The sequence below is a fragment of the Phytobacter sp. genome, from assembly GCF_059074235.1.
In genome coordinates this window covers 793,440-818,489 of sequence record NZ_JCACPZ010000004.1, presented here as the reverse complement: position 1 = coordinate 818,489, position 25,050 = coordinate 793,440, and the positions used below count along the sequence as shown (strand labels likewise).

Annotated in this window: 23 protein-coding genes; 16 read left to right on the top strand and 7 right to left on the bottom strand. The window is 56.9% G+C overall.

The annotated features are described in order from the left end of the window. The first annotated feature begins 133 nt into the window (after positions 1-133). From entC to AC5JPW_RS07910, 7 genes are all read left to right on the top strand, one after another. On the top strand, positions 134-1,309 hold the full coding sequence (gene entC / locus AC5JPW_RS07940) for an isochorismate synthase EntC (protein WP_494239386.1): 1,176 nt from the start codon (positions 134-136) through the stop codon (positions 1,307-1,309). Positions 1,310-1,318: 9 nt separating this feature from the next. Further along, positions 1,319-2,929 carry a (2,3-dihydroxybenzoyl)adenylate synthase EntE gene (gene entE / locus AC5JPW_RS07935; protein ID WP_494241166.1) on the top strand — a complete coding sequence of 537 codons (1,611 nt, stop codon included), beginning with the start codon at positions 1,319-1,321 and terminating at the stop codon, positions 2,927-2,929. Positions 2,930-2,941: 12 nt separating this feature from the next. Beyond that, a complete protein-coding gene (locus AC5JPW_RS07930) occupies positions 2,942-3,793 on the top strand; it encodes an isochorismatase (RefSeq protein ID WP_494239385.1) in 852 nt (283 codons plus the stop codon). Beyond that, entirely contained in the window at positions 3,793-4,539 is a 747-nt protein-coding gene (gene entA / locus AC5JPW_RS07925; protein WP_494239383.1) for a 2,3-dihydro-2,3-dihydroxybenzoate dehydrogenase EntA, read from the top strand. The genes AC5JPW_RS07930 and entA overlap by 1 nt, the downstream gene beginning before the upstream one ends. Further along, the gene (gene entH / locus AC5JPW_RS07920; protein WP_494239382.1) at positions 4,540-4,953 is read left to right on the top strand and encodes a proofreading thioesterase EntH; all 414 of its coding nucleotides are present in this window, start codon (positions 4,540-4,542) and stop codon (positions 4,951-4,953) included. Between the two features lie 286 nt (positions 4,954-5,239). Beyond that, entirely contained in the window at positions 5,240-7,345 is a 2,106-nt protein-coding gene (cstA, locus tag AC5JPW_RS07915) for a pyruvate/proton symporter CstA (RefSeq protein WP_494239381.1), read from the top strand. A gap of 98 nt (positions 7,346-7,443) precedes the next feature. Then, complete coding sequence (locus tag AC5JPW_RS07910; protein ID WP_458043931.1) at positions 7,444-7,641, top strand: YbdD/YjiX family protein; 198 nt, start codon at positions 7,444-7,446, stop codon at positions 7,639-7,641. A 73-nt stretch (positions 7,642-7,714) separates the two neighbouring features. Here the strand turns inward: AC5JPW_RS07910 and AC5JPW_RS07905 are convergent, their stop codons facing one another. Further along, entirely contained in the window at positions 7,715-8,458 is a 744-nt protein-coding gene (locus AC5JPW_RS07905; protein WP_494239379.1) for an SDR family NAD(P)-dependent oxidoreductase, read from the bottom strand. Positions 8,459-8,573: 115 nt separating this feature from the next. On the opposite strand from AC5JPW_RS07905, the gene AC5JPW_RS07900 reads away from it, so the two are divergent. Continuing rightward, positions 8,574-9,161: a TetR/AcrR family transcriptional regulator gene (locus tag AC5JPW_RS07900; RefSeq protein ID WP_494239377.1), complete on the top strand. Its 588-nt coding sequence runs from the start codon at positions 8,574-8,576 to the stop codon at positions 9,159-9,161. Position 9,162: 1 nt separating this feature from the next. Here AC5JPW_RS07900 and AC5JPW_RS07895 read toward each other — a convergent pair whose 3' ends face one another. Then, positions 9,163-10,251 carry an oxidoreductase gene (locus tag AC5JPW_RS07895; protein ID WP_494239376.1) on the bottom strand — a complete coding sequence of 363 codons (1,089 nt, stop codon included), beginning with the start codon at positions 10,249-10,251 and terminating at the stop codon, positions 9,163-9,165. A 160-nt stretch (positions 10,252-10,411) separates the two neighbouring features. On the opposite strand from AC5JPW_RS07895, the gene AC5JPW_RS07890 reads away from it, so the two are divergent. The 4 genes from AC5JPW_RS07890 (at position 10,412) to AC5JPW_RS07875 (ending at position 15,348) form a co-directional block, all read left to right on the top strand. Beyond that, complete coding sequence (locus tag AC5JPW_RS07890) at positions 10,412-11,914, top strand: sugar ABC transporter ATP-binding protein (RefSeq protein ID WP_494239374.1); 1,503 nt, start codon at positions 10,412-10,414, stop codon at positions 11,912-11,914. Then, entirely contained in the window at positions 11,911-12,906 is a 996-nt protein-coding gene (locus tag AC5JPW_RS07885; protein ID WP_494239372.1) for an ABC transporter permease, read from the top strand. Before AC5JPW_RS07890 ends, AC5JPW_RS07885 begins: the two co-directional genes overlap by 4 nt. A gap of 18 nt (positions 12,907-12,924) precedes the next feature. After that, positions 12,925-13,989, top strand: coding sequence for a sugar ABC transporter substrate-binding protein (locus AC5JPW_RS07880; protein ID WP_494239371.1), 1,065 nt, complete (start codon positions 12,925-12,927; stop codon positions 13,987-13,989). Between the two features lie 114 nt (positions 13,990-14,103). Further along, positions 14,104-15,348 carry an LVIVD repeat-containing protein gene (locus tag AC5JPW_RS07875; RefSeq protein ID WP_494239370.1) on the top strand — a complete coding sequence of 415 codons (1,245 nt, stop codon included), beginning with the start codon at positions 14,104-14,106 and terminating at the stop codon, positions 15,346-15,348. 67 nt (positions 15,349-15,415) lie between these two features. Here AC5JPW_RS07875 and mtnK read toward each other — a convergent pair whose 3' ends face one another. Further along, on the bottom strand, positions 15,416-16,615 hold the full coding sequence (mtnK, locus tag AC5JPW_RS07870; protein WP_494239369.1) for an S-methyl-5-thioribose kinase: 1,200 nt from the start codon (positions 16,613-16,615) through the stop codon (positions 15,416-15,418). Positions 16,616-16,721: 106 nt separating this feature from the next. Here mtnK and mtnA point away from each other — a divergent pair, with 106 nt between their 5' ends. Beyond that, complete coding sequence (mtnA, locus tag AC5JPW_RS07865) at positions 16,722-17,747, top strand: S-methyl-5-thioribose-1-phosphate isomerase (RefSeq protein ID WP_494239367.1); 1,026 nt, start codon at positions 16,722-16,724, stop codon at positions 17,745-17,747. An 86-nt stretch (positions 17,748-17,833) separates the two neighbouring features. On the opposite strand, the gene AC5JPW_RS07860 is transcribed toward mtnA, so the two are convergent. Next, complete coding sequence (locus AC5JPW_RS07860; RefSeq protein WP_494239365.1) at positions 17,834-18,685, bottom strand: Vmh family MBL fold metallo-hydrolase; 852 nt, start codon at positions 18,683-18,685, stop codon at positions 17,834-17,836. Between the two features lie 8 nt (positions 18,686-18,693). Continuing rightward, the gene (locus AC5JPW_RS07855) at positions 18,694-19,344 is read right to left on the bottom strand and encodes a DsbA family protein (RefSeq protein ID WP_494239364.1); all 651 of its coding nucleotides are present in this window, start codon (positions 19,342-19,344) and stop codon (positions 18,694-18,696) included. Positions 19,345-19,466: 122 nt separating this feature from the next. Here AC5JPW_RS07855 and AC5JPW_RS07850 point away from each other — a divergent pair, with 122 nt between their 5' ends. Then, positions 19,467-20,345, top strand: coding sequence for a LysR family transcriptional regulator (locus AC5JPW_RS07850; protein WP_494241165.1), 879 nt, complete (start codon positions 19,467-19,469; stop codon positions 20,343-20,345). Here the strand turns inward: AC5JPW_RS07850 and AC5JPW_RS07845 are convergent. After that, positions 20,342-21,271, bottom strand: coding sequence for a LysR family transcriptional regulator (locus AC5JPW_RS07845; RefSeq protein WP_494239363.1), 930 nt, complete (start codon positions 21,269-21,271; stop codon positions 20,342-20,344). The two genes, AC5JPW_RS07850 and AC5JPW_RS07845, sit on opposite strands and share 4 nt — an antisense overlap. Positions 21,272-21,492: 221 nt before the next feature. On the opposite strand from AC5JPW_RS07845, the gene AC5JPW_RS07840 reads away from it, so the two are divergent. Continuing rightward, complete coding sequence (locus AC5JPW_RS07840) at positions 21,493-22,917, top strand: M20 family metallopeptidase (RefSeq protein WP_494239361.1); 1,425 nt, start codon at positions 21,493-21,495, stop codon at positions 22,915-22,917. Next, positions 22,914-24,188 carry an MFS transporter gene (locus AC5JPW_RS07835; protein WP_494239360.1) on the top strand — a complete coding sequence of 425 codons (1,275 nt, stop codon included), beginning with the start codon at positions 22,914-22,916 and terminating at the stop codon, positions 24,186-24,188. The genes AC5JPW_RS07840 and AC5JPW_RS07835 overlap by 4 nt, the downstream gene beginning before the upstream one ends. Positions 24,189-24,221: 33 nt before the next feature. On the opposite strand, the gene AC5JPW_RS07830 is transcribed toward AC5JPW_RS07835, so the two are convergent. Continuing rightward, complete coding sequence (locus tag AC5JPW_RS07830; protein WP_494239358.1) at positions 24,222-24,680, bottom strand: hypothetical protein; 459 nt, start codon at positions 24,678-24,680, stop codon at positions 24,222-24,224. Positions 24,681-25,050 lie beyond the last annotated feature (370 nt).

The following is a 25,050-nucleotide window of genomic DNA, read 5'->3' as shown; positions in this document are numbered from 1 at the left end:
GGTGACGGATGCAAGCGTTAGCGGAATTAGCAGAATGCGCTGCGGTTGACACTCCAGAGCAATACCTTTAGCTTACCGACCTAAATTCAAATGATAATCATTCGTAATTTATTTATCATGTTTGGAGGATGATATGGATACGTCATTGGCTGAGGACGTTCAGCACACGACAAAAACACTGGCATCTGACCAGTTCTTCTTTATGTCGCCGTTCCGCAGTTTCACGACCTCGGGGTGTTTTGCCCGCATCAGTGAACCTGCCGCAGGAGGGGATAGCCCGGAAAGTGCGTTCCAGCAAAAGCTGACGCAGGCTTTTACTGATGCGAAAGCGCAGGGCATAGCCAACCCGGTCGTTGTGGGTGCGATCCCCTTCGATACCTCCCAGCCCTCTGAACTCTTTATCCCCGCTTCGTGGCAGACTTTTTCGCGCCCGTCTAAGCAGCGCTCCTCCCGATACTTCTCCGGGCATGACACGCCGGACGTCATTACGCGTACGGAAATTCCGCAGCAGGATGTCTTCATGGACATGGTCGCAAAAGGCGCGGCGCTGACTGCGACGCCCGAAGTGGACAAAATCGTTCTCTCTCGCCTGATTGATATTGCGACCGATGCCCGTATTGATAGCGGGATTCTGCTTGAGCGCCTGATTGCCCAGAACCCGGCGAGCTTTAACTTCCATGTGCCACTCAGCAGCGGGGCGGTGCTATTAGGTGCCAGTCCGGAACTGCTGCTACGTAAAGACGGTGAACACTTCAGCTCTCTGCCGCTCGCCGGTTCAGCGCGTCGCCAGCCCGATGACATGCTCGACCGTGAAGCGGGCAACAGGCTGCTGGCATCGGAAAAAGACAGGCATGAACATGCGCTGGTGACTCAGGCGATGAAGCAGGTGTTACAGGCTCGTAGCCGAAACCTGACCCTGCCAGATTCACCGCAACTGGTGACTACACCCACCTTGTGGCACCTCGCAACACCGATTGAAGGCACAGCGCAGAAGGGCGAAAACGCGCTGACGCTGGCCTGCCTGCTGCACCCGACGCCTGCCCTGAGCGGTTTCCCGCATCAGGTGGCGAAAAAGCTGATTGCTGAACTCGAGCCGTTCGAGCGCGAACTGTTTGGCGGGATTGTGGGCTGGTGCGACGCCGACGGTAACGGTGAGTGGGTGGTGACCATCCGCTGCGCGCGCATTCACGAAAACCGTGTTCGATTATTTGCCGGTGCGGGCATTGTGCCTGCGTCGTCCCCGGCGGGAGAGTGGCGCGAAACCGGCGTCAAACTGACCACCATGCTTAACGTTTTTGGCCTGCATTAAGGAGTGATGATGACCGTTCCCTTTACCCGTTGGCCGGATGAATTCGCCACACGCTACCGCGAAAAAGGTTACTGGCTGGATCTGCCAATGACCGACATGCTGACTCGCCATGCACAGAGCCATGCGGTGGCGGTAATTGATGGTGAGCGTTGTTTTAGCTATCAGCAGCTTCATCAGGCTTCTGACAATCTTGCAACCAGGCTGCAGGAGCAGGGCATTCAGCGTGGCGAGACCGCACTGGTGCAGCTTGGCAACGTGGCGGAGTTTTACATCACCTTCTTTGCGCTGCTGAAAATCGGCGTCGCCCCGGTGAATGCGCTCTTTAGCCACCAGCGTACTGAACTGAACGCTTACGCCGTGCAAATCAAACCGGCGCTACTGATTGCTGACCGCGCGCATGCGCTCTTTGCGACAGACGCGTTCTGGCAGGATTTCACCACTGAACATGCTTCGGTACGTGTCTCGCTGTTCCTTAATGACAGCAGTGATAAATCTCTCGCGGCGGCAATTGCCTCCCCGGCATCGCGCTTTATTGAAACGCCAACCCCTGCCGATGAAGTGGCCTTCTTCCAGCTCTCCGGCGGCAGCACGGGTACGCCGAAGCTGATTCCGCGTACCCACAATGACTATTACTACAGTATCCGCCGCAGCAACGAAATTTGCGCCATTAGCGCGGATACCCGTTACCTGAACGCGCTGCCCGCCGCGCACAACTATGCGATGAGCTCCCCAGGATCGCTGGGTGTGTTTCTGGCGGGCGGTTGCGTGGTTCTGGCTAACGATCCCAGCGCCACGCTCTGCTTCCCGCTGATTGAAAAGCACCGTATCAATGTCACCTCTCTGGTTCCGCCTGCGGTCAGCCTGTGGCTACAGGCGATTGCGGAAGGGGCGGACAGTACTCAGCTTTCCTCTCTGGCCCTGCTGCAAGTGGGGGGCGCACGTCTGTCTGCGACCCTGGCGGCACGCATTCCGAATGAGATTGGCTGCCAGTTGCAGCAGGTCTTCGGTATGGCAGAAGGGCTGGTGAATTACACCGCGCTGGATGATAGTCCGGAACGCATTTTCAACACCCAGGGCCGCCCTATGTGCCCGGACGATGAGGTCTGGGTTGCCGATGAGCACGGCAATGCCCTGCCACGCGGTGAGGTCGGACGCCTGATGACGCGCGGCCCGTACACCTTCCGTGGCTACTTCAACAGCCCGGAGCATAACGCCAGCGCTTTTGATGCCAACGGTTTCTACTGCTCGGGCGATCTGATTGCCATTGATGAGGCGGGTTACATCACCGTGCAGGGGCGCGAGAAAGATCAGATCAACCGTGGCGGCGAGAAGATCGCCGCCGAAGAAATTGAGAATTTACTGCTGCGCCATGAGGCGGTGATCCACGCCGCGCTGGTCAGCATGGAAGACAGCCTGCTGGGTGAGAAGAGCTGCGCATATCTGGTGGTGAAACACCCCGTGCGTGCGGTGGAGATTCGCCGGTTCCTGCGTGAGCAGGGGGTGGCTGATTTTAAACTGCCGGACCGTGTTGAGTGTCTGGATGCGCTGCCGCTGACTCCGGTAGGCAAAGTCGATAAGAAACAATTACGCCAGTCGCTGGCACAACGCGCACAGGCGTAACGAGGAGAGAACATGGCTATTCCAAAACTGACCGGTTACGCACTGCCGACCGCGAACGACATTCCTGATAACAAAGTGCAATGGGCATTTGAACCCGATCGTGCCGCGCTGCTGATTCATGATATGCAGGAATATTTCCTCAACTTCTGGGGCGATAACTGCCCGATGATGGAAAAAGTGGTCGCTAATATTGCTGCGCTACGCCAGTTCTGTAAGCAACACCATATCCCGGTCTACTACACCGCCCAGCCGAAAGATCAGAGCGATGACGATCGTGCGCTGCTCAACGATATGTGGGGACCGGGCTTAACCCGTTCGCCTGAGCAGCAACAAATCGTCGCCGCCCTCGCGCCGGACGAAGCGGATACGGTGCTGGTTAAGTGGCGTTACAGCGCGTTCCACCGTTCGCCGCTGGAGCAGATGCTGAAAGAGACCGGGCGTAACCAGCTCATTATTACCGGCGTGTATTCGCATATCGGCTGCATGACCACCGCCACCGATGCGTTTATGCGTGATATCAAGCCGTTTATGGTGGCCGATGCGCTGGCTGACTTCAGTCGCGAAGAGCATTTGATGTCGCTGAAATACGTAGCGGGTCGCTCTGGTCGCGTGGTGATGACTGAAACCTTGCTGCCAGTACCGACCAGTAAAACGGCTCTGCGCGCGCTGATTCTGCCGCTGCTGGATGAGTCAGACGAGCCGTTCGATGATGAAAACCTGATTGATTACGGCCTGGACTCCGTGCGCATGATGGCGCTCGCGGCGCGCTGGCGCAAAGTGTATGGCGATATCGATTTCGTCATGCTGGCGAAGAATCCAACCATTGATGCCTGGTGGGCGCTGCTCTCTCGCGAGGTCAAATAATGGATTTTGCAGGGAAAACGGTATGGGTGACCGGGGCCGGTAAAGGCATCGGTTACGCTACGGCGCTGGCGTTCGCAAAAGCGGGCGCACAGGTAACGGGGTTTGATCGGGCTTTTGACGGCGAGCATTACCCTTTTGCCACCGAAGTGCTGGACATCGCCGATGCTGAGCAGGTCGCGCAGGTCTGTTCTCGCGTTCTGGCGCAGAGCGCACGGCTGGATGTGCTGGTTAACGCGGCAGGGATTTTGCGCATGGGGGCAACGGATGCCCTCGCACAGGACGACTGGCAACAGACATTTGCGGTCAACGTCGGTGGGGCGTTTAACCTCTTTCAGGCGACGATGGAGCAGTTTCGCCAGCAGCAGGGTGGGGCGATTGTCACCGTGGCCTCTGACGCAGCGCACACACCGCGCATCGGTATGAGCGCTTACGGGGCCTCGAAAGCGGCGCTGAAAAGCCTGGCGCTGACGGTCGGGCTTGAACTGGCAGCCAGCGGCGTGCGGGCGAACATTGTTTCACCCGGCTCCACTGATACCGATATGCAGCGCACCCTCTGGACCAGTAATGATGCGGAGCAGAAGCGCATTGCCGGTTTTGGCGAACAGTTTAAGCTTGGCATTCCGCTGGGAAAAATTGCCCGTCCGGATGAGATTGCCAACACCATTTTGTTCCTTGCCTCTGACTACGCTAGTCACATCACGTTACAGGATATCGTGGTGGATGGCGGTTCGACGCTGGGGGCATAAATGATCTGGAAACGTCATTTAACCCTGGATGAACTGAATGCTACCAGCGCCAGTACGATGGTTGAGCATTTAGGCATTGTGTATACCCGTCTCGGGGAGGATCTGCTGGAAGCCGAAATGCCAGTGGATGCCCGTACGCATCAGCCTTTTGGCCTGCTGCACGGTGGCGCATCCGCCGCGCTGGCTGAAACCCTGGGGTCAATGGCCGGGTATATGATGACGGGGGATGGGCAGTGTGTGGTGGGTACGGAACTAAACGCCACCCACCACCGTGCAGTGTCGCAGGGGAAAGTGCGGGCTGTCTGCCAGCCACTGCATCTGGGCCGTCAAAATCAGAGCTGGGAGATTGTGGTGTTCGACGAGAAAGGCCGTCGCTGCTGCACCTGCCGGCTGAGCACGGCGGTGATCGGGTAACGGTATTGCCCCTCACCCTCACCGGAAGTGGGCTGGGGCCGGTTTTCTCCCTCGCCCCTTTGGGGAGAGGGGAACAGGCGGCACCATCCCCAAATCCAAACCCGCTCCCCCCTCTCATTCTTCTGCCACATTCTCATTCAAATACGCCGTATAAGTGATCCCCGTAGCACACTGAAGTAAATGCCCGGTTTCATAGCGAAATTCCAATGTTTCAATGTTGTTAAAACTGGCGATTTGTTCTAGAAACAAAATGTAACATCTCCTTTTACGCACACGGATAATCGCTATGAATAACTCAGGGAAATACCTAATTTGGGCATTGCTCTCCGTTGTCGGGGCGTTTGCTCTTGGCTACATCGCGCTCAATCGCGGTGAGCAGATCAACGCCTTGTGGATAGTCGTTGCCGCAGTCTGTATCTATCTGATTGCCTATCGTTTTTATGGCCTGTACATCGCCAAAAACGTACTGGCCGTCGACCCGACCCGTATGACGCCCGCCGTAAAATACAACGACGGGTTGGATTACGTCCCGACGGACAAGAAAGTGCTGTTCGGTCACCATTTTGCTGCGATTGCCGGGGCAGGGCCGTTAGTCGGGCCGGTGTTAGCCGCACAGATGGGCTACTTGCCGGGGATGATCTGGATCCTCGCCGGTGTGGTGCTCGCCGGGGCAGTGCAGGACTTTATGGTGCTGTTTGTCTCTACCCGCCGTGACGGTCGCTCATTGGGTGAACTGGTCAAAGAGGAGATGGGGGCGACAGCCGGGGTCATCGCGCTGGTGGCGACCTTTATGATCATGGTGATCATCCTGGCGGTGCTGGCAATGATCGTGGTGAAAGCGCTGACCCACAGCCCGTGGGGGACCTACACCGTTGCCTTTACCATTCCGCTGGCAATCTTCATGGGGATCTACATTCGCTACCTGCGTCCAGGGCGCATTGGTGAAGTCTCCATCATTGGCCTGTTCTTCCTGATTTTCGCGATTATCTCCGGGGGATGGGTGGCGGAAAGCCCGACCTGGGCACCGTACTTTGATTACACGGGCGTACAGCTGACCTGGATGCTGGTGGGCTACGGTTTCGTGGCGGCAGTGCTGCCGGTCTGGCTGCTGCTGGCACCGCGTGACTACCTCTCCACCTTCCTGAAAATTGGTACCATTATCGGTCTGGCGATTGGCATTCTGATTATGCGCCCAACCCTGACCATGCCTGCATTGACGAAATTCGTCGATGGCACCGGGCCGGTCTGGACAGGTAACCTGTTCCCGTTCCTGTTTATCACCATTGCCTGTGGCGCGGTGTCGGGCTTCCATGCGCTGATCTCTTCCGGCACCACGCCGAAGATGCTGGCGAACGAGGGGCAAGCCTGCTTTATCGGTTATGGCGGCATGCTGATGGAGTCGTTCGTGGCGATTATGGCGCTGGTCTCGGCCTGTATCATCGATCCGGGCGTGTACTTCGCAATGAACAGCCCGATGGCGGTGCTGGCACCAGCGGGAACCACCGATGTGGTCGCATCTGCCGCCCAGGTGGTCAGTAGCTGGGGCTTTAGCATCACGCCGGAAACGTTGAAAAACATTGCCGACGAGGTGGGTGAACAGTCGATCATCTCCCGTGCGGGCGGTGCACCGACGCTGGCGGTGGGCATGGCCTACATCCTGCACGGCGCGCTGGGCGGCATGATGGATGTGTCGTTCTGGTATCACTTCGCGATTCTGTTCGAAGCGCTGTTTATCCTGACGGCGGTTGATGCCGGTACCCGTGCGGCACGCTTTATGCTGCAGGATTTGCTGGGGGTGATCTCTCCGGGGCTTAAACGTACCGACTCGTTACCGGCAAACCTGATTGCCACGGCGCTCTGTGTGCTGGCCTGGGGTTACTTCCTCCACCAGGGCGTGGTCGACCCGCTGGGGGGTATCAATACCCTCTGGCCGCTGTTCGGTATTGCGAACCAGATGCTGGCCGGAATGGCGTTGATGCTCTGCGCGGTTGTCCTGTTCAAGATGAAGCGTCAGCGCTACGCATGGGTGGCTCTGGTTCCGACGGCATGGTTGCTGATTTGTACCCTGACCGCGGGCTGGCAGAAAGCCTTCAGCCCGGATAACAAAGTTGGTTTCCTGGCGATTGCCAATAAGTTCCAGGCGATGATCGACAGTGGTACTATTCCGGCGCAGTACACTCAGTCGCAGCTCTCCCAGTTGGTGTTCAATAACCGTCTGGATGCCGGGCTGACCATCTTCTTTATGGTGGTGGTGGTAGTGCTGGCGTTCTATTCGGTGAAAACGGCGATGGCGTCGCTGAAAATCGACAAGCCAACGTCGCAAGAGCGCCCGTATGAGCCGATGCCGGAAAATCTCGATGAGATTGTGACCCAGGCGAAAAGCGCACATTAACTTTTTCCCTCACCCCGGCCCTCTCCCAGCGGGAGAGGGTGTTAGCGTTCCCTCTCCTGTTGGGAGAGGGGTAGGGTGAGGGGGGACGAGGACGAAATATGTTCGATACCCTTTCTAAAGCAGGTAAATACTTAGGCCAGGCCGCCAAAATGATGATTGGCGTTCCGGATTATGACAACTACGTTGAACATATCCGTAAAACCCACCCGGATCAGACGCCAATGACCTACGAAGAGTTCTTCCGTGAGCGTCAGGATGCGCGTTACGGTGGCAAGGGCGGCGCGAAGTGCTGTTAGCCCTCTTTGGGCAAATAATTTTACGAGCCGCTACGCAACTGCCTCTGCCGGGCGACAGAGGCAGGCTTAATCATCAGGCGTTGGCACCGCCGTCCACATCAATACCGGTTCCGGTGATGTGCTTCGCTGCCGGGCTTGCCAGGAAGGTGACCGCGTCGGCGATATCCTCTGCTTTACCGTAGTGCCCAAGCGCAATCAACTGACGCTGGGTTTCGGCTCCTTCACCGTCTGCCGGGTTCATATCACTGTCGGTCGGACCGGGGTGCACCAGGTTGACGGTAATCCCGCGTGGGCCCAGGTCGCGTGCCAGCCCGCGAGTTAACGAGTTCAGTGCGGATTTGGTCATCGAGTAAACCGCAATGCCTGGCAATGGAACGTGATTGGCAAGACAACTGCCGATGTTAATGATGCGTCCACCGTCCGGCAGATGGGCAATCACCGCCTGGGTCGCAATCACCACGCCGCGAATGTTCACATTGATTAACGCATCGATATCTTCATCCGACATCTCTTCCAGAGGCCCACCACGGGCAATTCCCGCGTTGTTGACCAGAATATCCAGCCCGCCCAGTTGTTCGACCGAGGATGCAACGGCGGCACGAATAGCCTGTGGGCTGGCGCTGTCGGCCTGAATGGCCACTCCGTTGCGCCCCAGAGCGCGAATTTCATCGGCGACGGCCTGGGCTTTGTCCGCTGACTTTTCAAAAGTGATCGCCACATCGGCCCCTGCACGGGCTAAGGACAGGGCGATGGCTTTACCTAAACCACGACTCGCGCCCGTAACCAGCGCGCGTTTTCCAGCAAGTGATGATGACATGGTGACTCCTGAATTAAATTATGTGTCGATTGATACATAATTAAAGTAAACGCACTTCCCTGAATCCGTCAATGGGATTAATATACCGATCAGCACAAAATGTTTGGAGGCCACCATGAGCCGGGGAAGACCACGCGAGTTTGACCGTACTGAAGCCCTGAACCAGGCGATGAAAATCTTCTGGCAGAAGGGGTATACCGCGACGTCGATGAACGATCTATACGAAGCGATGGGCATAAAATCGCCCAGCCTGTATGCGGCATTCGGCAGCAAAGAAGATTTATACGAAGAGGTGCTACTGCACTACGAGCAATCTGTTGCGCCCGTGATTTGGGGGCATATGACCAGCGAACCGTCGCCACGCCTGGCGGTATGGCTATGGCTGGAGCGATCAGCTGACATGCTGACGCAGACCGACATGCCACACGGCTGTATGGTCACGTTGTCCGCCGTGGGCAGTGAAGGCAATGACCGGCTGGGTCAACTGGTGCGCCGTATGCGTGCGGCGGGAAATTCTCTGCTCAAAGCACGGCTGGAGGAGGCGCAAAAACGGGGCGACTTGCCTGCTTCAGTGGATGTAGAGGCACTGACGCACCTCTACATCAGCATTCAGCAGGGGATGTCGATTCAGGCCCGCGATGGTGCGAGCCGTGAAACTCTGCTGAGCATTGCCCGTTCGGCTATGGTGTTATGGCCTGCCTGAATTAACGGGCGAAATGCTCGACTTTCTCGAACGCCGCACGCAGTGTCGCCGGGCTTAATTCGCCTGGCAGATAGTGAATCGACTCGACTGGACGCAGGGTATGGGTAATCACGCGATCCAGCTCTTCATGATTGTTGATGTCCACTTCCAGCGCCGCCAGTGTCGTCGGCAGGTTAAAGCGCTGGTAGGCGTTCACTAACTGCGCCAGTACCTCATCCTGACCGAGCAGGGCGCTCTGGACCAGAATGCCGTAGGCCACTTTGGTGCCATGCAGGAATTTCTCTGTCTGCGGTAACACGGTCAGGCCGTTGTGCACAGCGTGCGCGGCAGCCACACGGGTATAGCGCTCGCCTAAGCCGCCGACCATCCCGCCACCGGCAATGATCGCATCCACCACATCGCGAAACGCCTGCGTCACTTCCCCACGCGCCTGATCCGCCAGCGCTTCTTCACTGCTGGCGAGTAGCACATCGCGAATAGCCAGCGCATTGCTAATCCCCAGACGGACGGTCAGTGACAGATTTTCTGGTTCCGGTGCCAGCACGACCGCTTCATACCACTTCGCCAGCGTATCGCCGATTCCCGCCAGCAGGTATTCCGCCGGGGCGTTGAGAATGATTTGCGGCTCGACCAGTACCAGGAAATTGGCATCATCGAAAATTTCAAACTGCAACGCCTGACCGGCATCGTTGTACCAGACAGAGAGCGGCGTCCAGGCCGCACAGGTGGCGGCAATGGTCGGGATAGCCACGACCGGCAAACCGAGACGGCGTGCCAGGGCTTTGGTGGTATCCAGTAGCGCACCACCGCCCACACCAATCACCACCGCGCGGTCATCACCGGATAACTGCGCCAGCTCTGCGACGTCGTGTTCGCTGCAATGACCTTTGAACAACAGGTGCTTCGCGCCCGGTGCGTTAAAGCCTTCAGGCAGGAACGGGCGTGCACCTTCGATGGCGCGTTCGCCGTAAATCCACACCGCGCGGGAAAGCTGCTCAGCGGTATAAAAATCATGGAGGTGCGCCAGACTGCCCGCATGGGAGAAATAGTTAGCCGGGCCCGTGACGACGCGAATATTAGTGTTGCTCATTTGTTGTGTCCTTGTGTACTATCGCTAACCTGATGTTATGTCTGGACATCCGGATGGCTAATATTATTTTGCTTTATCTTATGCCTTTTATGTCGTTGCCAGTCAAGGCGGGCTATGAAAAATTCATTAAATAAACTTATTTATCAGGAACTCGCGTCCGATGAGCACTAACCACCTCGAAATGCGCACTATTAGCCTGGCGTTTGGCGGGTTCAGCGCATTGTCGCATGTCGATTTCACCCTGCGCGGCGGTTCCGTGCATGCGCTTACGGGTGCGAACGGGGCGGGAAAATCGACGCTGATGGCGGTGTTGTGTGGCACCCATGATCACTATGAAGGCGAAATCGCCATCAATAATCAGCCCGTTTCTATTCGTTCCCCACGTGACGCCAAGCAGTTAGGCATTCATCTGGTGCAGCAGGAAGTGGATGTTGCGCTGATACCTGGTTTGTCGATTGCAGAAAACATCATGCTCGACAGACTGGCGGAGCCAGGTCATGCCTGGCGCTGGGGCGAGATGCGACAGCACGCGCAGGACGCACTGGCTCAACTGGACGTTTCGCTGGACGTGCGTCGCTCAATCGACACCTGCTCGCTGGCCGAGAAGCAGCAAATTCTGCTGGCCCGTGCGCTGTCTCACCACTGCCGTTTCCTGATTCTGGATGAACCCACCGCGCCGCTTGATCAACATGAAAGTGAGCGCTTGTTCACCGTAGTGAGACGCCTGCAACAGCAGGGGATTGGGGTGGTGTTTATCTCCCACCGCATTCATGAACTGAAAGCGATTTGCGACACCCTGACCGTGCTGCGTGACGGCAAACTGATTGAATCCGGCCCGATGGCGGAACTCAGCGGCGAGCAAATTGTTGAGAAGATGCTCGGCCATGAACTGAGTGATATCTATCCGCCTCGCCGCCCGCCGCATAGCGAGGAAGTGCTGCTGAGTATTGACGGCCTGCATGACGAGCAACTGCTTAAAGATATCTCCTTGCGCCTGCGTAAAGGGGAGATTCTGGGCATCGCCGGTCTTGCAGGTGCAGGGAAAACCGAACTGTGCAAAGCGCTGTTTGGTGCCAGCAAAAGTAAGGTGACGCGCGGCGAGCTTAACAGCCAGCCGTGGCGACCACGTGACCCGGCGGATTCGGTTATCCGTGGTATGGCGCTGGTGCCGGAAGAGCGCCGGAAAGAGGGTATTTTCATTGAAGAACCCATTGCCATGAACCTCTCGATCAGTGCGGATAACACCTTCTCCCGCTGGAGCCTGTTTGGTCACCGCCAGGCCTGGCGCTGGGCGCAGGAAGTGATTGCTCGGGTCGGCGTGCGCACCACCGGACCGGGGCAAACTTTGCGCCGTCTTTCTGGCGGTAATCAGCAGAAAGTGGCGATTGGCAAATGGCTGCGCGGCAATGCCAACGTGGTGATTTTCGACGAACCGACCAAAGGGGTCGACGTCAAAGCCAAAACCGATCTGTTCCAGTTGATTGACGGACTGGCGCGGGAAGGCAAGGGCGTAATTTATGCCTCCGGGGAGTTTTCCGAACTGGTGGGCCTGTGCGACCGCATTTGTGTGCTCTGGGATGGGCGCATTGTCGCAGAAGTGAAGGGCGAGGAGGCCCGCGAAGAGACATTACTTTATTTTTCCACCGGAGGAACGGCAGCGTGAGCAAAGCCCTTTCAGTTAAGGCTGCGGTGTCACCCCGTCAGCAGTTTTTCGATTTTCTTTATAAATGGGGCATGCTGCTGACGGTTGTCGCGCTGGTTGCCATCTTTGGTCTGGCGTCGGATAACTTCCTGGACCCGTTCAACATCATCAACATCTTACGTTCCATCGCTATCGTGACAGTGATTGCGGTAGGGGTGTCTATTTCTCTGACCATCGGCGGCTTTGACCTGTCGGTTGGCTCTACCGCCTCGCTGGCCAACGCGCTGGTCATTTCACTCTTCGTCTGGCATGGCTTTGGCACGACTGAGGCCATTCTTGTGACGCTGGCGCTCTGTACGCTGGTGGGGCTGTTTAACGCCTTCCTGATCGTGGTGCTGCGCATTCCCGACATGCTGGCGACCCTCGGTAGTCTGTTTGTGATTCAGGGCGTGGCGATGACCTACAGCTACGGCGGTTCCATCACCCAAAACATGGTGCTGCCGAGCGGTGATATGGCCGAAGGGATGATTCCGGAGGCCTTTGGTCTGCTGGGGCAGGTGCCGACTATCGTTATCATCATGCTGGTGGTCACCATTGTGGCGCAGCTTGGCCTGTCGCTCACCACCCACGGACGCCGGATGTACGCCATTGGCGGCAATCCGGAGGCAGCACGTTTATCCGGGATTCGCACTACCCGCTACAAAGTGGCGGCCTACGTGATTGCTTCACTGCTGGCTGGTTTAGGCGGCATCCTGCTGGCCTCGCGTATCGGCTCGTCCCAGGTGAATGCCGGTGGCGGCTACCTGATGGATGCGGTCGCGGCGGCGTGGATCGGGTTCTCGTTGGCGGGTTCCGGTAAGCCGAATGCGCTCGGGACACTGGTCGGTGCGGTCATTCTCGGCGTGCTCTCAAACGGACTGGTGATGCTTTCCGTTCCGTATTACGCCATGGACATTATTAAGGGGCTGGTGCTGGCCGGTGCCCTTGCGTTGACTTACTTCCAGCGTCGTTAATTATTCAGGGGATAACAGATGAAAAAGATTGCACTCTCTTTACTGACGCTGGGATTACTGAGCGCGCTGCCGGGCTATGCGGCAACACCTGCACCGGTACCGGACGCCATCGCCAGCCATAGTGGCCCGATCCGCATTGCGCTGATTCGTAACCTCGGTTCCGATGACAACACCACCCAGTTTGTTTCTGGTGCGCTGCAGGAAGGCAAAAAACTCGGCTTTAAAATCAGCACCTTCCTGAGCAACGGCGACGATGCCAAGTTCCAGGACTTCGTTAACCAGGCGATAACCCAGAAGTATGACGGGATTATCCTGTCTCAAGGTCGTGACCCATACTCCACGGCGCTGATCAAAAAAGCGGTAGATGCCGGGATCAAAGTGTCGGTGTTCGATACCGCCGTCAATGGTGAAATTCCTGGCGTGACCGTAACCCAGCAGGATGACGCCTCGCTGACCAAACTCTCCTTTGGCGCACTGGCAAAAGATTTCAACGGCAAAGCCAACATCATCAAACTGTGGGTGGCCGGTTTCCCGCCGATGGAACGTCGTCAGGCGGCCTATGCTGAACTGCTGAAAGAGTATCCGGGCATTAAAGAGCTGGAATCCATTGGTGCGGTCTCTTCTGACGTGCAGGGCGATACCGCGAACAAAGTAGGCGCGGTGCTGGCTAAATATCCGAAAGGGCAGATTGACGCTATCTGGGGGACCTGGGATGCCTTTAGCCAGGGGGCTTACAAAGCGCTGAAAGAGAACGGTCGTACTGAGATCAAACTTTACAGCATCGATGTGTCTAACCAGGACTTGCAGTTGATGCGCGAATCCAACAGCCCGTGGAAAGTGAGCGTGGCGGTGGATCCGAAGCTGATTGGTGCCACTAACGTGCGTCTGGTTGCCAATAAAATTGCAGGTGAATCGACTCCGGCAACCTACGACTTTAAAGCGGCGGCAATCCCACAGGCTCTGCTGGCAGCTCAACCGGGTGCGGTAAACGTGGCGTCACTGGCGAAAATTATCCCTGGCTGGGGCCAGACCGAAGACTTTATCGCCCCGTGGTTCGCCACCCTGGAAGCAAAAGCGAAGTAACGGATGCGTTCTCGCTCTCCCCCTCCGGGAGGGCGGTTTGCTTTTCTCCCTCTCCCCGTGGGAGAGGGTTGGGGTGAGGGCAACAATCCGCACCCCGGCTTAAAAGGAATCACAATGGCAACTGAACTTCCACGCCCGGAATACAGCCGCAACATGCGACTGATCGGTCACAGCGACCAGGGCGGACGCCCGGATGGCGTACAACTGATGGTGCACCGTGGCTTTGCGTACATCGGCCACATGGTCTCCCAGGGCTTCTCCATCGTCGACGTGCGTGACCCCAAAAATCCCAAACCCGCAGGCTATGTTCCGGCCCCTCCCGGTACCTGGAATGTGCATTTGCAGGCGCACGACGACCTTCTGCTGGTGATTAACGCCCGCGACCTCTTTGCCGATGCCCGCTTTGCCGATGAAAAAGTCTATTACACCCGCTCGGTGGGTGAGACGGTCAGCGATGTGCAGGACAAAGGCTGGAGCGCCGGGCTGCGTATTTTTGATATCTCCACGCCAGATAAACCGCGTGAAATTAGCTTCCTGTCACTTAACGGGATCGGCATCCACCGCATCTGGTATGTGGGCGGTCGCTGGGCGTATGTCTCGGCGTTGATCGACGGTTTTACCGACTACATTTTCCTGACCATTGACCTGACCGATCCGCGTAAACCGGAAGTGGCGGGCCGCTGGTGGCTGCCGGGGATGAACCAGGCGGCAGGCGAAACGCCGGACTGGGAAGCGGGCAAACGCTATGCGCTGCACCACGCGATTATTGCAGGCGACACCGCCTACGGGAGCTGGCGCGACGGTGGCCTGACGCTGCTGGATGTGAAAGACCGCACTGCGCCGAAGCTGATCAGTCATCGCAACTGGAGCCCGCCATTTGGCGGTGGCACTCACACTGCGCTGCCGTTGCCGGATCGCGACCTGCTGGTGGTATTGGATGAAGCGGTGCTCGATAACCAGGAAGACGGTGAGAAGCTGATTTGGCTGTTCGATATTCGCGAGCCGTCAAACCCGGTAAGCATCTCTACCTTCCCGCAGCCGGATGAGATTGACTACGTGGCGAAAGGGGCGCATTTCGGGCCGCACAACCTGCATGAAAACCGTCCGGGGAGCTTTATCAGTTCAACGCTGATTTTTGCCACTTACCAGAACGCCGGTGTACGTGCGTATGATATTTCCAATCCGTATCGTCCGGTGGAGACCGGGGCGCTGGTGCCTGCTGCACCGGAGAAGATGATGGATACGCGCCCGGGCCGTCCGCAAGTGATTCAGTCCTGCGATGTGTTTGTGGATGCGCAGGGGATTATCTACAGCACGGATTACAATGGCGGGTTGTCGGTGATTGAGTATCTGGGGTGACACAACCCTCTCCCGCTTTTCTCCCTCTCCCCGTGGAGAGGGCCGGGGTGAGGGCACCCGATCGCGCTTAACTATACTGACGCACTCGGGCAATCAGCTCTTCAACGCTGTCAACGCGCGGCGCGATAACAATCAGCACCTTGCCGAGTGCAATGGCATGGCGCAGGCACTCGTGACGCATCTCTTCGTCGGCGATGGTGTCGATATCCGCGACATGAGAAAGCCCCACGGTGCGGCGAATCAGTTCAGTCCCGCAGAAACCGACCGCATCCGTCCACACTTTCTTGAGAAACTCAGAGGCATAGCCCGGTGCACTCAGGGCGGCATCGCGGGTGTGCTCGCGAGCCAGGGTCTGGAAACGTTCGGCAAACGTGGACCACAGTTCCTGAATATCTATCAGACGCTGTTCACGCGCCGCTGCGGCATCGCGGATACCCAGGTGACCCGGCATACCGCAGTAGTTCAGCAGCAGGTTGCCAATCGCGGTCCCGATGTCAAAGCCAATTGGGCCAAAGTAACCGAATTCGGCATCAATGGCTTTCAGGCTGCCTTCGGCGACAAAAATGGAGCCGCTATGGATATCGCCGTGCAGCAGGGCTTCAGCGTGTGAGAAGAAACGGTGCTTCAGCGAGGCGACAGCCAGCTTCAGTTGTATGTCCTGACGCAGGGCTTCAACGTCGGTTTCAAGAGCCGCCGGGTAGTTATTACGCTCGTGAATCTGATAAGGATCATTGAAGAAGAGATCTTCGGTGATCTCACACATTTCCGGGTTGATAAACTGCGCCACCTGCGCCTTTTTGGCATGCGGGTGCAGGTAAAAATCGCTGGTATGGAACAGCGTTTGCGCCAGGTACTCACCCAACTGACGTGCAGCCTGTGGGTAGTAGATGTTTTTAATCAGCTCTCCACGCCAGATACGATGGTCGGAGAGATCTTCCATTACCATCACCGCCAGTTCCGGGTCGTAATGGAGAATGTTCACCGTATGCTGCGGAGCGTGTTTGTAGTGCTCGACCAGGGTTTGCGCTTCCAGGCGGGCGCGATCGAGGGTCAGCGGCCAGGATTCACCGACGCAGCGTACATAAGGTAGTGCCTGCTTAACGATGATGCGGCTCACACCCTGAGTATCGAAAATTTTAAACACCAGGTTCAGGTTACCGTCGCCGACCTCCTGCGCTTCAACCAGTTCGGACGGAGTGTCCAGACCACCAAATTGTTGTGCGTACGCCACAGCATCCTGGGCGTTGAAGGTACGGTATTGCGACATTGCCAGTTCCTCATGTTCTTATGCTAATAAAGCCATTCAGACGTCTATACATCTGTAATTCATCCTGACACAATACGATACAACAACGCAACAGGGATTTAACGCTATGCAGACATTACAGACCACCAGCCTGCGGGTTATTGATAACCAACTCTTTATTCTTGACCAGCAGGCACTGCCGCAGGAAAAACGCTGGCTACCGGCGGACTCGGTGGCTTTGCTGGTGGAGCATATTCATGCGCTTCGCGTGCGTGGTGCACCGTTGATTGGCCTCTCCGCCAGTCTACTGCTGGCGCTGCTGGCTGAAAACGGCGAAAGCCGTGACGAGCTGGCTCAGTCACTGGAGACTCTGCGTGCGTCGCGCCCGACAGCGGTCAACCTGATGAATAACCTCGACCGGATGAAACTGGCACTTGCCCAGGAGAATTTCGTTCCGGCGCTGGTGGCAGAGGCGCTGCGTCTGATCGATGAAGATAAAGCCTTGTGCGACAGCATCGCACAGGCGGGCAGCCAACTTGTGAAACCGGGGAGTCGCTTGTTAACGCACTGCAATACCGGTGGCCTTGCAACGGCGGGCGTTGGCACGGCGCTGGGCGTTATTGCTCTGGCCCATCAGCAGGGCAACGTAGCAAACGTCTGGGTGGATGAAACGCGTCCGTTGTTGCAGGGCGGGCGCTTAACGGCCTGGGAGTTAGGTGAACTGGGTGTGCCGTATCAGTTAATTACCGATTCAATGGCCGCCAGCCTGATGGCGAAAGGGCAGGTGGATGCGATCTGGGTCGGGGCTGACAGGATTGCCGCCAATGGCGATGTTGCCAATAAAATTGGCACTTACTCCCTGGCGGTGCTGGCGAAGTTCCACGGGATCCCGTTCTACGTTGCCGCGCCGCAAACCACCCTTGACCCGAACTGCCCGAACGGTGAGGCGATCCCTATCGAACAACGCGCCGCGACCGAAGTTACGGGCGTGGCCGGAAGCTTTGGTGCCGTGCAATGGGCACCGGAAAATGCCCAGGTTTATAACCCGGCGTTTGACGTCACCCCGGCAGCACTCATCAGCGGTTGGGTGCTCGACAGCGGCGTAGTGACGCCAGAGCAGGTGAGCGCCGGGTTCTTTGCTCACGGAGCCTGATGCGGTTATTGCCCTCTCCCTGAGGGAGAGGGCCGGGGTGAGGGTGGGGCAGACATCGCTAGAACCCTAACCCGCTCAGCAGTCTCTTACCACTTCATCTCACCGGTATTCACTTTCGCGCTTAGCTCCAGCGAACTCTCATCCGCAAGGCCTGGATAAGCCGTTTTCATGGCGTTAATCACTGCAGTCGAGCCTTTCTGGTTGGCAAGCGCCTGTTCGAACGTCTTCAGATACTGATGCGTAAACGTAATCGCCCCATCGCCTGCCGGGCGCTCGCCCAGGTAGTGGCCCGGAATCACCTGCTGCGGTTTCAGTGCCTGCATTTCGCTTAATACGTTCATCCAGCCCTGGCGAATTTCTGGCGTCTGGGTATCAGCAGTCCAGACATGAATTCCCGACGCAATGCCCGTCCCGCCCAGAATCGCCTTATTCGCTGGGATCCAGACATAAGCGGCATAGTCGCCCGCATGTTTCAGCTCCAGTGCTTCCCCGTCAACGGTAAAGTGCGTAGTGGTGGAAACCTGCGGAACGATGAGCGTTTTTGGCGCTCCGTCTTTCATCTGCGGCCCCCAGAAGGCCAGTTTGGCTTCTTTGGTGGCATTGATATGGTCAACCACTGCTTTAGAGGCAACGACTTTAGCCTGCGGGAAGGCTTTCACCAGCGGTTCGAGGCCAAAATAGAAATCCGGATCGCCGGAGGTGATCACTATCTCTTTTAAGATCTTGCCACGGGTTTTGATGAGTTTTACTAGTTGTTCGCCATCTTTCACGCTGAACTGCGCATCAAACAACACGGCTTCTTTCGGCCCGGAAACCAGCGTAGAAGAGACCGGGAAAATACCTTTCTCTTGTGGGTTGTAAACATCCAGTTGCAGCGGAGCGGCAAAGGCGGGCGCTGCAGCCAGCGACAGTAAAAGGGCGGTGGATTTCGCGTTCATGGTAGTCCTTAATGGCTTAATGAAGTGAGAAGCGGGGATACCAGGGCGAAGAAGGCCTCTGGTTGCCCGTAATAACGTGAGACCGGCAGGAGTCGGTACTGCCCGTCAGAACTGATGAATACCGCCGAAGGAAAGCCCTGGCCGCCTGTCTGCGCCATCAGCATTCGGCCATGTTGAATAGCATCCAGCGCCTCATTCTCCGGGATTTGCCCCAGTGCTACGCCTGCCTGAGCGGACTGGCTGAGCACTGCGTTGACCACGTCGGCACGGGTAATATCGTGGCCTTTTTCGTACCAGGCCCGTTGAATCGCATTCAGAAACTGCAGGTCAGTACCCGGCGCGGCAAACTGTTGTGCGGCTAACAGCCCACGCGTTGACGGCAGGGAATCCAGCACAATCTCATTGTTAGCCAGTAAGTTAGTCCGGTAATCGCTGCCAAACGTCATGCCGGTTAATTCGGCAATGCGTGCATCATGCTCATGCACATGCGAGAGCCAGTTGGCATCAAGCTTTCTGCGCTGCGTCCCGACAAACAACCCGCCCGGTAAAATGTGCTGTTGCGTAAAATCCTGTGCGACACGGTTAAGCAAAGGCAGTGCGCCATAGCTCCAGCCGCAGAGCGGATCGATTATCCAGTAAAGGCCGGGTTGAAATCCCATGATGCTGTTCTCCAGTGTTGAGTGATAACCATTCTACGGATTGCAGCTTCTGCTACTATTCCTGAAACAATTCATGCTGTATTTCTTAAAACGATCAGATAAAACGATCAAATGGAGTGATGATGGACAGGATCATGGCGGCAGTGACCTACAACCGGATTTGCGAACTCGGCAGCCTGAGCGCTGCGGCGCGTTCGCTGGGCATGTCGCGCCCGATGGTCAGCCGCTATCTGGATGAAATGGAAAAATGGGCCGGAGCACGCCTGATTCACCGCTCAACGCGGCGGCTGACGCTGACGCCTGCCGGTGAAAAAATCCTTGAGAAGACGCGTCAACTGGCCCTGCTGTCGCAGGACATTGAAGGCGACGCCACGCATCTGACGCCTTCGGGCACGCTGCGGATTGCCTGCGCCCACTTTACGGCGACTCACCTGCTTGGACCGGTAATCCCGGCATTCCTGGCGCGCTATCCGGCGCTGCGTATTGAAGTGGACATCAATAATCAGCCCGTCAGCCTGGTCGGAGAGCGCATTGATTTGGCGATTCGTATTACCAACGCCCCGGAGCCCGGAGTCATTGCGCGTGTGCTGGGTGAATGCCGGTCAGTATTATGTGCGTCGCCGGGCTACCTTGCGCAGGCGGGACAGCCCGAAACACTCGACGATCTGGCCCAGCACAATTGTCTGCATTACAGCCGTTTTTCAGGGCAATCATGGTCATTCCGCGATCCAGATAAGGGAGCCGTCGCCATTGCGGTTAACGGCAATTTCAGCGCCGGAATTTCGTCGCTGCTTTGCGAGATGGCGATGGCCGATGTGGGTCTGGCAATGGTGCCAGAAATTGAGGCGCGATCGGCGCTGGAGAGTGGGCGTCTGGTCAACGTGCTAGCCCATCTTGAGCCGCAGCCGCTGGGCATCTACGGGCTCTATCAGTCCCGCGATCACCAGCATGCGGCGCTCGGTCTGTTTCTGGATGCTATCAAGCAGCATCTCGCCGCTTAGGCCTGATTCAGCTCGGCCATCCACTGCTTGTGTTCTTTGTCCAGCGCCTGCGCGGTAAGATCGAGGAAAGCGTTGACCACCGCCGGTCGATGTTTGCTACCGGGGACTTGAATTTGCAGGGTTCGTTGGCTCAGCGACGAGTTATTGATGGGTTTGAGCGTCATGCCATCCTGCTTCGCCCGCCACAGGACGCTGAAATGGCTGCAGACGGTCATGGCATTGGGGGTGTGGCGGGTAAAACCATACAGTGCGGCAAAGTTATTGCTGCTGAACGCTGGTTCGAGGAAAGTTCCCGCCATGCGACAAGAGAGATCGAAAAGCTGGCGTAGCGTGGTACCTGCTTCCGGTAAGACCAGAGGATAGCTGTGCAAATCCTCCATGGCGATGCTCGACTGTTGCATGAGCGGATGCTCGTCTGCCAGCAGCAACAGCACCGGCGCGGGCCAGGCGGCAATAATCTCCACATCCCGCTCCGGGGCGAGACTAAACTGGAACGCCACATCACAGTCGTTGCGCCGAATCCACTCCGCTACCTGCATCGCAGTACCGACCTGCAAATCAAAGCTTACGCCAGGATGCTGCTCGCGAAAACGCGCCAGTAAACCGGGTAGCAGGTCGAAGGCCATACCGTCGGTACAGGCGAGGCGCACCAGCGCTTTACGTACGGCTTTCAGCCCCTGAATCTCTGCCAGGGTCAGCTCCATGTCACGCATGTTTTTGCGCACATGGTTCGCCAGAATCTGCCCGGCATCGGTCAGTACCATACCGCGTGCGTGGCGTTCAAACAGCGTCACGCCAAGCCGGGTTTCCAGCTTTTGAATCTGCCGACTGATGGCGGAACCTGCCACGTAAAGCTGCTCGCTGGCGGTGCTGAGTGAACCGGTGGTCGCCACCGCGAAAAAGTAGCGTAATTCGTTGCTCAACATAGTTGAATCCTCTGCGACGCCCTGGAATTGTGCAGTGTACCCTTATCAAAAAAGCAACGCAAAATTGCAATTATTATTATTGTGGCAAGGCTTCGTTCGGTTTAGAACAAAAAGACAACAACAGCTATTTGCGCCATGGGCAGCAAATAATCCCTCAGGAGTTTGAGTAGCAGCCACGCAGTTGCCGCTTGAAGTATGACGGGGAAGACAGGGTAAACAACATGACAACACAACAAATCGTCGATCAGGCGCTGGCGTGGTTTGACAGCGGCCATTTCAAAGCCACCCTTGCCAGCCGGGTGGCTATTCCCAGCGAAAGCCAGCGTACCGACCGGGACGATCAGCTCACGCGCTATTACAACGAAGCCTTTATTCCTGCTTTTCAGGAGATGGGATTCACTACCGAAGTTATCGCTAACCCGGTCAATGCAGCCCGACCGTTTTTGCTTGCCAGCCGTGAAGAAGACCCGGCCCTGCCCACCGTGATGTGTTACGGACACGGTGATGTGGTCTTTGGCGACGATGCCCGCTGGGCTGAGGGGTTGTCGCCGTGGACGCTGGTAGAGCGTGACGGCAACTGGTACGGACGCGGTACAGCTGATAATAAAGGCCAGCATTCGGTTAACCTTGCCGCACTGGAGCAGGTTTACCACGCACGTAACGGTCGACTGGGCTTTAACTGCGTCTGGCTCTGTGAAATGGGCGAAGAGATGAGCTCTCCGGGGCTGGCTGCCGTGTGCGAACAACTCAAAGAACGTATCAACGCGGATCTGTTTATTGCTTCCGATGGCCCGCGCCTGAGCGCAGAACGTCCGACGTTATTCCTTGGCTCACGCGGCTGCATCAACTTCCGCCTGACCATCCATGCCCGCGCCAAAGATTATCATTCCGGTAACTGGGGCGGTCTGCTGGCCAACCCCGGCACGCAGTTGGCGAACGCCATTGCCAGCCTGGTGAACAGCAAAGGTGAGATCCAGATTGCGGCCCTGAAACCGCCAGCGTTGACCCCGGAGCTGAAAGCGATTCTGGCGGACATCACGCCAGCGCAGGGCGAGAACGATCCCACAACTGATCCAAACTGGGGTGAGCCTGGCTTGTCGGCAGCGGAAAAACTGTTTGGCTGGAACACGCTGGAAGTGCTCTCGTTCCTGACCGGAAACCCGGCTCAGCCGATGAACGCCATCCCGGGCCAGGCAACGGCGGTTTGCCAGCTACGCTTTGTGGTAGGCACCGAGTGGGAACAGCTTGAGCAGGCAGTACGGGCACATCTGGATGCGCATGGCTTCCAGATGGTCACCCTCAGCGAGGTGCGTGGTACGCCAGCGACCCGCTTCGACCCGACCGATCCGCTGGTTAAATGGACGCTTGAGGAGATGGCAGAGGCGACCGGTAAAAAGCCGGCACTGTTGCCAAACCTGGGCGGCTCGCTGCCGAATGATGTGTTCGCCGGTATTTTAGGCCTGCCGACCCTGTGGGTGCCGCACTCTTACCCGGCCTGTGGTCAGCATGCGCCGGATGAACATCTGCCGATTGCCATCGCCCGTGAAGGACTTGCCATCATGACGCGCTTGTTCTGGAACCTGCATGAGCGTGGTGCAGAACTGCTGAATAGCCACATCGAGCATCAGAACGGAGGTGCTAAATGACCACTCTCGCCCGTGAATCAGAGCAGGGCAGCGCACGCCCGAGCCTGGCGAAAACCCTGTTCGCTACCTGTATTGGTAATGCCCTTGAGTGGTTTGATATTGCGGTTTATGGCTTCTTTGCCAGCTATATCGCCCAGGTCTTTTTCCCGACGACTAACCCGACGGTCTCATTGCTGCTGGCGTTTGGCAGTTTCGGTATTGCCTTCCTGATTCGCCCGTTGGGTGCGGTAGTGCTCGGTGCTTATGCCGATAAGCATGGGCGTAAAGCCTCACTGCTGCTCTCCATCAACCTGATGATGCTGGGCGGGGCGATGATCACATTTATGCCCGGTTATGCCACGCTCGGTGTCGCAGCGCCGCTGCTTATTTTGCTGGCGCGCCTGATTCAGGGCTTCTCCGCAGGCGGCGAGTTTGGCAGTTCGACGGCGTTTCTGGTGGAACATTTCCCGGAGCGTAAAACCTTTATTGCCAGCTGGCAGTTTGCGACCCAAGGGGCCAGTACCCTGATGGCGTCAGCATTCGGTCTGGGGCTTGCCTACTGGCTGACCCCGGAACAACTGCTCGACTGGGGATGGCGCATTCCGTTTGCCTTTGGTCTGCTGATTGGCCCGGTAGGGATTTGGATCCGTCGCCATGTGCATGAGCCAACGGCCTATGTTGAGATTGAGAAACCACGCCACCCGGTGAAGCTGCTGTTTGGCTCGCAAAAACGCTTGCTGCTGCTGGCGATTGGTTTGATGGTGGTCTCGACGGCTATCAACTACATGCTCAACTACGTGCCGACCTGGGCGACCAAAAGTCTTGGGCTACCTGCGTCTTCCGCCTACAGTGCGACCTTGTTGGCCGGAGTAATCCTCACCGTGGTGACGCCGATTGGTGGCCTGCTGGCGGAGCGTGTCGGGCGTGAGCGTCTGTTGTGGACGGCGCTGGGGCTGCTGGCGTTTACGCTGCTGCCGGCTTTCTGGCTGACCAGTCTGAACGTCACGCCGTTGTCGCTTTCACTGTTAGTGGGCTGGATGGCGCTGCTGAAGTCAATCTACTTCTCGACCATTCCGTCGGTGATGGCGGATATCTTCCCGGTCTCGACCCGGGCCAGTGGGATGTCTGTCAGTTACAACATTGCTGTAACGGTGTTTGGTGGTTTTGCGCCATTCATCTGTACGCTGCTCATCAGCGCTACGGGCAGTCAGTTTGCACCGGGCTTCTACCTGATGGTGACCGTGTTCCTGAGCGTTGCTGCATTGTGGCATACGCAAAAACAGCTGCGTTAATCTGCATTTACCCCTCTCCACCCGGAGAGGGGGTTATCCTTGCACGCCTGGCCTGCGCAAGATCACCCGCGAACTGCCTTCCTCACTTTCTGCCTTAGCTTCTGCTTCAGCACTGCTTTTGTCGTTCACCAGATTGTTTTCATAACGGGGTGGCGTGATCACCGGGTAGAGATAGCTTCCCTGCACTGTGCATTGTGCGGGCTCGCTGGCACCTGCGTAAAAGAGGTAATACTGGCCGCTGTTCGGGAAGAAGGTCAGCTCATCACCGTTGCCAAATTCCGTGGACCAGAAGGGGACACCCGCTTTGGTGTGGCTTTGCGTTTTGCCTGATGCCACCTGGAAGTGATCGCCCCATTTCATGGTGATGAGGTAATAGTTAAAAAAAGAGACCGTCATTTGACCGCGCGGTGGGCAGTTGAGCTTGATGGCATCATCGGCCTGCGCCGCCATGGCGGGCAAAGTCAGTAACAGTAAAAACAGGGAATATTTCACGTATCCATTCTCGTGGCCGTACATCAGGAGCGTGGATCCTACGGCCTGAGTCTTTCTCATGACCAGCAGCAAGCTGTTACATCTCTACATAAAGTTAATCAAAATATGACGTTAGTGTGATGTGTCGGTCGGCAGACTCTCACATTGATTTAGGAATGCTGGTGTCGATGCTAACGTCCCGCCAAAATCGGCAAATTTTAGGGTGACATTGTGTTTTGTAGTGTGGTGTTCCAGTTTACTGGAAATGAGCTGATTACAATTCTCATTTCTCAGTAGTTGAACATTACAGAATTGCCTTATAATTTGTTGCTTACGAGGAGACAACGCCAGATAAACGGCCTGGTCTTTATCAGTTAAATTAGTTCAGGAT

Coding starts and splice junctions, on each gene's coding strand:
- entC (WP_494239386.1), top strand. CDS start 134: ATGGATACGTCATTGGCTGAGGACGTTCAGCACACGACAAAAACACTG.
- entE (WP_494241166.1), top strand. CDS start 1,319: ATGACCGTTCCCTTTACCCGTTGGCCGGATGAATTCGCCACACGCTAC.
- AC5JPW_RS07930 (WP_494239385.1), top strand. CDS start 2,942: ATGGCTATTCCAAAACTGACCGGTTACGCACTGCCGACCGCGAACGAC.
- entA (WP_494239383.1), top strand. CDS start 3,793: ATGGATTTTGCAGGGAAAACGGTATGGGTGACCGGGGCCGGTAAAGGC.
- entH (WP_494239382.1), top strand. CDS start 4,540: ATGATCTGGAAACGTCATTTAACCCTGGATGAACTGAATGCTACCAGC.
- cstA (WP_494239381.1), top strand. CDS start 5,240: ATGAATAACTCAGGGAAATACCTAATTTGGGCATTGCTCTCCGTTGTC.
- AC5JPW_RS07910 (WP_458043931.1), top strand. CDS start 7,444: ATGTTCGATACCCTTTCTAAAGCAGGTAAATACTTAGGCCAGGCCGCC.
- AC5JPW_RS07905 (WP_494239379.1), bottom strand. CDS start 8,458: ATGTCATCATCACTTGCTGGAAAACGCGCGCTGGTTACGGGCGCGAGT.
- AC5JPW_RS07900 (WP_494239377.1), top strand. CDS start 8,574: ATGAGCCGGGGAAGACCACGCGAGTTTGACCGTACTGAAGCCCTGAAC.
- AC5JPW_RS07895 (WP_494239376.1), bottom strand. CDS start 10,251: ATGAGCAACACTAATATTCGCGTCGTCACGGGCCCGGCTAACTATTTC.
- AC5JPW_RS07890 (WP_494239374.1), top strand. CDS start 10,412: ATGAGCACTAACCACCTCGAAATGCGCACTATTAGCCTGGCGTTTGGC.
- AC5JPW_RS07880 (WP_494239371.1), top strand. CDS start 12,925: ATGAAAAAGATTGCACTCTCTTTACTGACGCTGGGATTACTGAGCGCG.
- AC5JPW_RS07875 (WP_494239370.1), top strand. CDS start 14,104: ATGGCAACTGAACTTCCACGCCCGGAATACAGCCGCAACATGCGACTG.
- mtnK (WP_494239369.1), bottom strand. CDS start 16,615: ATGTCGCAATACCGTACCTTCAACGCCCAGGATGCTGTGGCGTACGCA.
- mtnA (WP_494239367.1), top strand. CDS start 16,722: ATGCAGACATTACAGACCACCAGCCTGCGGGTTATTGATAACCAACTC.
- AC5JPW_RS07860 (WP_494239365.1), bottom strand. CDS start 18,685: ATGAACGCGAAATCCACCGCCCTTTTACTGTCGCTGGCTGCAGCGCCC.
- AC5JPW_RS07855 (WP_494239364.1), bottom strand. CDS start 19,344: ATGGGATTTCAACCCGGCCTTTACTGGATAATCGATCCGCTCTGCGGC.
- AC5JPW_RS07850 (WP_494241165.1), top strand. CDS start 19,467: ATGGACAGGATCATGGCGGCAGTGACCTACAACCGGATTTGCGAACTC.
- AC5JPW_RS07845 (WP_494239363.1), bottom strand. CDS start 21,271: ATGTTGAGCAACGAATTACGCTACTTTTTCGCGGTGGCGACCACCGGT.
- AC5JPW_RS07840 (WP_494239361.1), top strand. CDS start 21,493: ATGACAACACAACAAATCGTCGATCAGGCGCTGGCGTGGTTTGACAGC.
- AC5JPW_RS07835 (WP_494239360.1), top strand. CDS start 22,914: ATGACCACTCTCGCCCGTGAATCAGAGCAGGGCAGCGCACGCCCGAGC.